The organism is Streptomyces sp. CNQ085 (assembly GCF_022614595.1).
Lineage (GTDB): Bacteria > Actinomycetota > Actinomycetes > Streptomycetales > Streptomycetaceae > Streptomyces.
This window is the reverse complement of record NZ_JAJFAU010000219.1, coordinates 1-5,483: the sequence shown is the minus strand read 5'-3', so window position 1 is coordinate 5,483 and position 5,483 is coordinate 1. Positions and strand designations below refer to the sequence as shown.

The 5,483-nt window shown below is 74.7% G+C and carries 5 protein-coding genes and 1 pseudogene; 4 read left to right on the top strand and 2 right to left on the bottom strand.

The genetic code is table 11. The features are described from left to right. From LJ221_RS23105 to moeZ, 4 genes and pseudogenes are all read left to right on the top strand, one after another. Positions 1-785 (top strand): annotated as a pseudogene (locus LJ221_RS23105) (hypothetical protein); the annotation flags it as partial. 143 nt (positions 786-928) lie between these two features. Next, on the top strand, positions 929-1,849 hold the full coding sequence (locus LJ221_RS23100) for an NAD(P)-dependent oxidoreductase (RefSeq protein ID WP_241718645.1): 921 nt from the start codon (positions 929-931) through the stop codon (positions 1,847-1,849). Then, positions 1,837-2,601, top strand: a complete 765-nt coding sequence (locus tag LJ221_RS23095) for a spherulation-specific family 4 protein (RefSeq protein ID WP_241718644.1) — start codon at positions 1,837-1,839, stop codon at positions 2,599-2,601. Before LJ221_RS23100 ends, LJ221_RS23095 begins: the two co-directional genes overlap by 13 nt. 63 nt (positions 2,602-2,664) lie before the next feature. Further along, positions 2,665-3,843, top strand: a complete 1,179-nt coding sequence (gene moeZ, locus LJ221_RS23090; protein ID WP_241718643.1) for an adenylyltransferase/sulfurtransferase MoeZ — start codon at positions 2,665-2,667, stop codon at positions 3,841-3,843. Between the two features lie 95 nt (positions 3,844-3,938). On the opposite strand, the gene LJ221_RS23085 is transcribed toward moeZ, so the two are convergent. Together LJ221_RS23085 and modA are read right to left on the bottom strand one after the other, a co-directional pair. Next, positions 3,939-4,766, bottom strand: coding sequence for an ABC transporter permease (locus tag LJ221_RS23085; protein WP_374228541.1), 828 nt, complete (start codon positions 4,764-4,766; stop codon positions 3,939-3,941). Continuing rightward, complete coding sequence (gene modA / locus LJ221_RS23080) at positions 4,763-5,476, bottom strand: molybdate ABC transporter substrate-binding protein (protein ID WP_241718646.1); 714 nt, start codon at positions 5,474-5,476, stop codon at positions 4,763-4,765. The genes LJ221_RS23085 and modA overlap by 4 nt, the downstream gene beginning before the upstream one ends. Positions 5,477-5,483 lie beyond the last annotated feature (7 nt).

The window sequence follows — 5,483 nt, the reverse complement described above, 5'->3', positions numbered from 1 at the left end:
CGCACGCCCTGACCGAGGGTCTTCCGGCGTCCGCCCGTACCGCCGCCGGCATGGCCGGGGTCCTGCTCGTCCTGCTGTCGGTACGGCTGTGCCTGCGCGGTACGGGCCTGAGCCGGACCGCTGTGCTGGGCGGCTGCCTGCTGGTCGGGCACGCGCTGGCCGGCGGCCGTCCCCTGGCCTGGGCCCTGGACGGACGGGTGCCCGAGGCGGACGCCCTCCCGGGCGAGTGGTGCGTGCCGCTGGGTCTGGCGCTGGCCGTCGCACCCGCCGTGTGGTGGGCGCGCTGGTTCGCCGCACGGGCGAGGCTGCGGCTGGGCGCCAGCCGCGGCCTGCGGGAGTTCGCGGCCCGGACGCGTCCGCTGCTCGCCGCCGCCGTCGCACTGTTCACGGTCAGCCTGCTCGCGGCGCTGGCCGTGGCGCACGCGGTCGTGGACGGCGGCCTTCCCGGCGGTGCGGCCGGCCCGGAGGGCGCACGGCTCGCCGAGGCCGCCGCGCTGGGCATCCTGCTGTTCATCGCCCTGCTGCTGTCCGCCCACGGCTTCCCGGCGGTCGCCGCGGGAGGCGTCGTCGCGGCCTGCGCGCTGGAAGCCGCGGCGCTCGCCGCGGCGGCGGCCTCCGGGCATTTCCGCACGGCGTTCCCGGGCCGCCTGGTGGAGGCGCCGGCCGCCGCCTGGGGGCCGGCGGCCGTGTCCGCCGCGGCCTGCGCCTGCGCGGCCCTGGTCCTGTCGGCATTCGCCACCTCCCGCCTCACCGGCGCGTCCGCCCACCACCGGGAGGAGCCGTGACCCGGCGCCCGGCCCCTCCCCCCTCTCGACCTCCTCCGCTGGCGTGCACACCCTCGCGCGCCGCGCACCATCGAACAAGGAGCACACCCGATGACCGTTTTGCGCACCACCGGCGTCACCGCAGCAGTGCGGGGGGACGCCCGATGAGAGTCCTGCTGATCGGCGCGAACGGATACCTCGGCCGTCATGTGGCCGACCGCCTGCTCGCCGACCCCGCCGTCCAGCTCACGGCGCTGGGCCGGGGCGACGACGCCGACGTCCGCTTCGACCTGTCCACCGGCAGCCCCGGAGCGCTCACCCGTTTCCTGGACGCGGTCCACCCGGGCGTCGTCGTCAACTGCGCCGGCACCACCCGCGGCGGCGCACGGGACCTGATCCGGCACAACACCGTGGCCACCGCCACCGTCTGCGAGTCGCTGCGCCGCAGCGGCTGCGGGGCCCGGCTGGTCCACCTGGGCTGCGCCGCCGAGTACGGGCCCTCCCCGGCCGGCTCCTCCACCGGAGAGGACGCGGTGCCGCGGCCCGGCAGTCCGTACGGCGTCAGCAAGCTCGCCGCCAGCGAGCTGGTGCTGGGCTCCGGGCTGGACGCCATCGTGCTGCGCGTCTTCTCCCCGGTCGGCCCCGGCACCCCCACCGGTTCGCCGCTGGGACGGCTGGCGGAGGCGATGCGCCGGGTGATGCAGCAGGGCGACGGGGAGCTCAGGCTGGCCGGGCTGGCCGTCCAGCGCGACTTCGTGGACGTGCGGGACGTGGCCAGGGCGGTGCACGCCGCCGCCCTGTCGGCCGCGCAGGGCGTGGTCAACATCGGTTCCGGCCGCGCGGTGCGGCTGCGCGAGGCGGTCTCCGTGCTGGGCCGGGTGACCGGCCACACCGGCGGGGTGCAGGAGATGGACGACCAGCACGCGGTGGGCGGCGGTCCGCAGGTGCCCCCGTACCCAGACGGCTGCGGCCCCTGGCAGCAGGCGGACGTGCGCAGCGCGCGCGACCGGCTCGGGTGGCGGCCCCGGATCGGTCTGGAGGAGTCGCTCGCGGACATCTGGATGGAGGCGGCATGCCGTATCTGACCAGTTCCGGCCGGCGCGGTCCGGCCGCCTCGGCACCCGGCCGCCTCGGCGTCGGGGTGCCCGGCTACGCGCACCCGATGGTAGCGCCCGTGGAGTGGGCCGAGCTGACCCGCCCGGGCGCGCCGGTGCACTGGGCGGTCCTCGACGTGGCCCGCGGGCCGGGGGAGCGCTCCGACCCGTACTGCGCGGCGGCGGCCGCCGGGCTGCGCGAGGCCGGGGTGCGCGTGCTGGGCCGTGTGGACCTGCGGCACGGCACCCGCGACTTCGGCCCGCTGGTCCACGACGCGCACCGCTTCCTCGACTGGTACGGGGTGGACGGCTTCTATCTGGACCGCTGCCCGGGCGACCGCGCCGCCCTGCCGGAGGTGTGCCGGGTGACGGCCGCGCTGCGTGCCCTGGGCGGGGGCGCCCACATCGTCCTCGGGCACGGCACCCATCCCTTCGCCGGCTACGCGGAGGCGGGCGACCAGCTCGTGACGTTCTCCGGGGCGTGGGCGGACTACCGATGGTCGCAGGTGGCCGAGTGGACGGCGGACCACCCGCCGGAACGCTTCTGCCACCTGGTGCACGGGGTGCCGCGCACCCATCTGGAGGAGGCGGTGCGCATCGCGCGCTGGCAGGGGGCGGGCACCGTCTGGTTCACCGACCGCACCCGTCGCGGGCGACGGGGAGAGGCCGTGGACCCCTGGGAGGCCGTGCCCGGCTACTGGGACGACATCGTCTCGCGTCTCGGACCGGGTGTCTCGGAATGAGATCGGGCGTGGCAGTGTTGCCGAAGGAACAACCGTCCACCGACCAACCCTGTTGAGGTCTCCGTGTCGCTGCCACCTTTGGTCGAACCGGCCTCCGAGCTCACTGTCGACGAGGTCCGCAGATACTCCCGTCACCTGATCATCCCGGATGTCGGGATGGACGGGCAGAAGCGTCTGAAGAACGCCAAGGTGCTCTGCGTGGGCGCGGGCGGCCTCGGATCGCCCACCCTGATGTACCTGGCGGCCGCCGGCGTGGGCACGCTCGGCATCATCGAGTTCGACGAGGTCGACGAGTCCAACCTCCAGCGTCAGATCATCCACAGCCAGGCGGACATCGGCCGGCCCAAGGCCGAGTCCGCGCGGGACACGGTGCTCGGGATCAACCCGTACGTGAAGGTCAACCTCCACACCGAGCGGCTGGACTCCTCCAACGTGATGGAGATCTTCGCCGGCTACGACCTGATCGTGGACGGCACCGACAACTTCGCCACCCGCTACCTGGTCAACGACGCATGCGTGCTGCTGAAGAAGCCGTACGTGTGGGGCTCGATCTACCGCTTCGACGGCCAGGCGTCGGTCTTCTGGTCCGAGCACGGGCCGTGCTACCGCTGCCTGTACCCCGAGCCCCCGCCGCCGGGCATGGTCCCGAGCTGCGCCGAGGGCGGCGTGCTGGGCGTGCTGTGCGCGTCCGTCGGCTCTGTCCAGACCACCGAGGCGATCAAGCTCCTGGCGGGCATCGGCGAGCCGCTGCTCGGCCGCCTGATGATCTACGACGCCCTGGAGATGACCTACCGCCAGGTCAAGGTCCGCAAGGACCCCGAGTGCGCGGTCTGCGGCAAGAATCCGACGGTCACCGAGCTGATCGACTACGAGGCGTTCTGCGGTGTGGTCTCCGACGAGGCCCAGCAGGCCGCGATGGGCTCGACCATCACCCCGCGGCAGCTCAAGGCGTGGATCGACGAGGGCGAGGACATCGACATCATCGATGTCCGCGAGCCCAACGAGTACGAGATCGTCTCCATCCCGGGCGCGCGCCTGATCCCGAAGAACGAGTTCCTGACGGGCAACGCGCTGGGCGAGCTCTCCCAGGACAAGCGGATCGTCCTGCACTGCAAGACGGGTGTCCGCAGCGCGGAAGTCCTCGCGGTCCTGAAGAACGCGGGCTTCTCCGACGCCGTCCACGTCGGTGGCGGCGTCGTCGGCTGGGTCACCCAGATCGAGCCGGAGAAGCCGGTCTACTGACGCCACGGCGGCCGGTGAACCGGCGCTCGCGAACGGGCGCGGGACGAACGTACACGGCGGCCCCGGGGACGGCAGGTCCCCGGGCCCGCCGAGTGTCAGCGCGAGTGGCCCAGCCAGCGTCCGCGCAGCGCGATCAGGACGGCCGTCGCCACGGCGAGCAGCAGCAGCGAGACCGAGGTCGCGGCGGCCGGGTCCTGCTGGAGGAGCAGGTAGACCTGGAGCGGCAGGGTCTGGGTGGCCCCCGGCAGATTGCCCGCGAAGGTGATCGTCGCGCCGAACTCGCCCAGTGCCCGCGCCCAGCACAGCGCGGCGCCCGCCGCCAGGGAGGGCGCCACCATCGGCAGGGTGACGTACCGCAGGGTCTGGGGAAGGGTCGCGCCCATGGTGGCGGCGGCCTCCTCGTAACGCGGGTCGATCCCGGCCAGCGCCCCCTCCAGACCGATGACCAGGAACGGCATCGCCACGAAGGCCGCGGCGACCACCGCGCCCGCGGTGGAGAACGGCAGCGTCACCCCCACCGCCTCCAGCGGTCCGCCCAGCAGACCGCCGCGGCCGAAGCCGCGCAGCAGGGCGACGCCCGCCACGGTCGGCGGCAGCACCATCGGCAGCAGCACCAGGGAGCGCACCAGGGCCTTGCCGGGGAGGTCGGTGCGGGCCAGCAGCCACGCCAGCGGCACGCCCAGGACGAGTGAGAGCAGCAGGGCGAGGACGGAGACCAGCAGGGACAGCACCAGCGCCCGGACCACGTCGGGTGAGGAGAGCTGCCCGGCCAGGTCTCGCCAGGGCGTGTGGGCCACCACCCCGGCCAGGGGTACGGCGAGGAAGGCCGCCGCCAGCGCGGCGGGAACGCCGAGCGCGGCGGGTGTGCGGGCGCGCGCGCCGGGCGCGCGGTCGCTTACACGGGGTGCGGTGCGGTGGTTCACGGCAGCGTGAAACCGGCTTCCCGCAGCAGACGGCGGGCCGGTTCGGAGCCCAGCCAGGCGATGACGTCCGCGGCCCGCCCGGGGCGGGCCGCTTCCTTCAGCGGCGCGGCGGGGTAGCGCACGGCGGAGCCGCCGGGCACGGACACGGCTTCCACGCGGCCTTCGGCGGCCGCGGCGTCGGTGGCGTACACCAACCCGGCGTCCGCCTCGCCCAACTCCACCTTGCTCAGCACGGCCCGCACGCTCGGCTCCCGGGAGACCGGGCGCACGGTGACGCCGTGCCGCTCCAGCAGCCGCTGCCCGTACCGCCCGGCGGGCACCTCGGGGGCGGCGAGCACCACCTTCACCTCCTCGCGGGCGAGGTCGTCCGGTGATTCGACGCCCAGGGGGTTGCCGGGGGCGGTGGCGATGACGAGCCGGTTGCGGGCGATCACGGTGGACGGGCCGGTGAAGTCCCGCAGGGACCCCATCGTCACGGTGTCGGCGGTGACGACCAGATCGGCGGGCGCGCCCTGGCGGATCTGCGCGGCCAGCTCCTGGGAGCCGGCGAAGGACAGGCGCAGCCGTACGCCGGGGTGCTCCTCCTCGTAGGCGGCGCCCGCCTCGCTGAGGACGTCGGTGAGGGAGGAGGCCGCCAGGGCCGTCACGGTGACCGTCCGTCCGTCGTCGCCGGTGCGGCCGAGAGCGCCGCCTCCGCAGGCCGCCGTCAGGGCGGCC